The following is a 2938-nucleotide window of genomic DNA, read 5'->3' on the forward strand; positions in this document are numbered from 1 at the left end:
GGCCACACCGTCTTCGTGGAGATCTCCGCCCACCCGGTCCTGTCCATGCCGCTGACCGACGGCAGCGCCGAACACGGCGGCATCGTCGTCGGCACACTCGCCCGCGACCACGGCACCCACCATCAGCTCCTGCGCAACCTCGGACTCCTCCACGTCCAAGGCCACCCCACCGACTTCGACAAGATCCTCGGCCACCACACCGGCACCCTGCTGACCGAACTGCCCCCGTACCCCTTCCAGCGCGAGCGTTTCTGGACGGAGGCCGGCAGGACGAGTGGTGATGCCGGTTCGCTCGGGCTCGAAGCGTCGTCGCATCCCTGGCTGGGCGCGGTCACGGAGCTCGCCGGTGGTGAGGGGTACGTGTTCTCCGGGGCCCTGTCGCTGGCCGACCAGTCGTGGTTGAAGGATCACGCCGTCTTCGGGACCGTGCTGGTTCCCGGGACGGGTCTGCTGGAGCTGGCTCTGACGGCCGCTCATCACGTGGGTGCGGGTGGCGTGGGCGAGCTGACGCTCCTGGAGCCGCTCGTGCTCGCCGAGGACGTTCCGTTGCGGCTCCAGGTACGGGTGGGTCCCGCCGAGGACGCCGACGCCCGAACCGTGGAGATCCACAGCCGGGCCGAGGACGCACAGGAGAACGCGCCCTGGCGGCTCCACGCAAGTGGGGAACTGGTCACCACCGCACCGGAGGCCGAGGCCACCGACCTTTCCCAGTGGCCGGTTCCGGGAGCCGAGCAGGTGTCGTTGGAGGGCTTCTACGACGCCTTCCGTGCCCGTGGCCTGGAGTACGGGCACGCCTTCCAGGGCCTGACCGAGCTGTGGCGCAAGGGCACCACCGCCTACGGCCTGGTCCGCCTCCCCGAGGGTCTCAGCACCGACGACTTCGGCATCCACCCCGCACTCCTCGACGCCGCCCTGCACACCTTCGTGCCCCTCCAGGCCTCCTCGGAGGCAGAGGGACACGTCCTGCTTCCGTTCGAGTGGACCGGCGCGCGGCTGTACGCGGAAGGCAGCGCCGAGCTGCGGATCCGGATGGACCTGGACGCCGACGCGGGCGTCCTGTACCTGTGTGCCGCTGACTCCGGCGGGCAGCCGGTCGCCGGGGCGAGCCTCCAGTTGCGTGAGGCGACCGCGGAGCAGATCCGTGCCGCCACCGCCACGGCCGAGCACCTGTACCGGGTCGAGTTCCAGACGCTGCCCAGTTGCCTGACCGAGCCGGCCGACACCGCTCCTTGGGTTCTCGACCTGGCCGACGCGGACGGTTTTGGTGAGCTGATCGCCCTCCTCGACGCTGGTCAGGACGCTCCCGGCCGCCTCGTGGTGGACGCCACGTCCCCCGACGCGACACCGCTGGGGGCCACCGGTCACGCTCTCGACCTCCTCAGGCACCTGCTCGCCGAGCCGAGGCTGGAGAACACCGCTGTCCTGTGGGTGACCTGCGGTGCGGTGGACACCGGGGACGGTGTCCACGACCTCTCGCACGCCCCTCTGTGGGGGTTGGTGCGCACGGCACGGGCCGAGCACCCCGAACGCGTCCTCCACCTGGTGGACGTGGAGACCGACGAAGCCGCTGCGGCACCGTTCGTGATCGGTGAGCCGGAGGCGGCCGTACGTGACGGCCGGATACGGGTCGCGCGGCTGGTACGGACGTCCGAGGAAATGCCGGAGCACGCCGGGATGGACCCCGACGGCGCCGTCCTGATCTCCGGCGGCACGGGTGAGCTGGGCCGCGCGCTGGCCCGTCATCTCGTCACCGCCCACGGCACACGCCGCCTGGTGCTGACCTCGCGCCGTGGTGCGGACGCGCCCGGCGCCGAGGAGCTGGCCGCCGAACTGACGGCAGCCGGTGCCGCCTCCGTGCGCATCGTCGCCTGCGACGTCTCGGACCGTTCCCAGGTAGCGGACCTGCTGGCGGACACCGACCGTCCCTGGACCGGTGTCTTCCACCTCGCCGCCGTCCTCGACGACGGGCTGCTCACCGCCCAGACGCCCGAGCGCCTGGCGCGGGTGTGGGCACCCAAGGCGGACGGTGCATGGCACCTGCACGAGCTGACGCAGGACCTCGACCTCGCCGTCTTCGTCCTGTTCTCCTCCGCGGCCGGAGTCCTGGGCGGGGCGGGCCAGTCCACGTACGCCGCCGCCAACGCCTACCTCGACGCGCTCTCCGCGTACCGCCGCTCCCGGGGTCTGCCCGCCACCAGCGTCTCCTGGGGACTGTGGCAGCAGGCGGGCATCGGCCTGACGGCTCACCTGGGCGAGGCGGAGCTGTCCCGGCTCCGCCGCCAGGGCGTCGGCGCCCTCACCCCCGTCCAGGGGCTCGCCGCCCTCGACGGTGCACTCGCATCAGCACGTCCCCACCACGTCCCCGTCAAGCTGGAACTCGCCTCCCTCCAGCGCACGCTGGACAGGTCGGGTGAGGCGGCCGTACCGGCCGTGCTGCGCGCCCTGCTGCGCACGCCGCGACGCCGCGCCGGCCGGGACGGCGCGGCCACCACCGACCTGCGCGGCCGGCTGCTCGCGCTGCCGCCCGCCGACCGTCTCGCCACGCTCGTCGATCTGGTGCGCGCCGAGGCGGCCGTGATCCTGGGCATGCCCGGACCCGACGCGATCGGCAAGGAGCAGGTCTTCAAGGATCTCGGCCTCGACTCGCTCATGGCGGTCGAGCTGCGCCGTCGGCTCTCCGCCGAGACGGCCGTCACCCTGGCGTCCACGCTGGCGTTCGACCATCCCACGCCGACCGCGATCGCGACCCTGCTGCTGACGAAGCTGAAGTTGGACGCGAAGCCGGAACGCAAGGCGGAGGCCCGGTCGGCCGTCGCCGACCGGGACGGCGGCCGAGACCTGGCCGAGCCGATCGCGGTGGTGTCGATGGCGTGTCGGCTGCCGGGTGGGATCGATACGCCGGAGGCGTTCTGGGAACTGCTGGCGTCCGGTGGGGACG

1 protein-coding gene is annotated in these 2938 nt (G+C 72.4%); it reads left to right on the top strand.

Annotated features, from left to right (window positions below; genetic code table 11):
• The coding region (locus ACZ4VL_RS40310) for a type I polyketide synthase (protein ID WP_468210933.1) at positions 1-2938 on the top strand (2938 nt) is incomplete at both ends.

It is taken from the genome of Streptomyces sp. NPDC029014 (genome assembly GCF_055564695.1).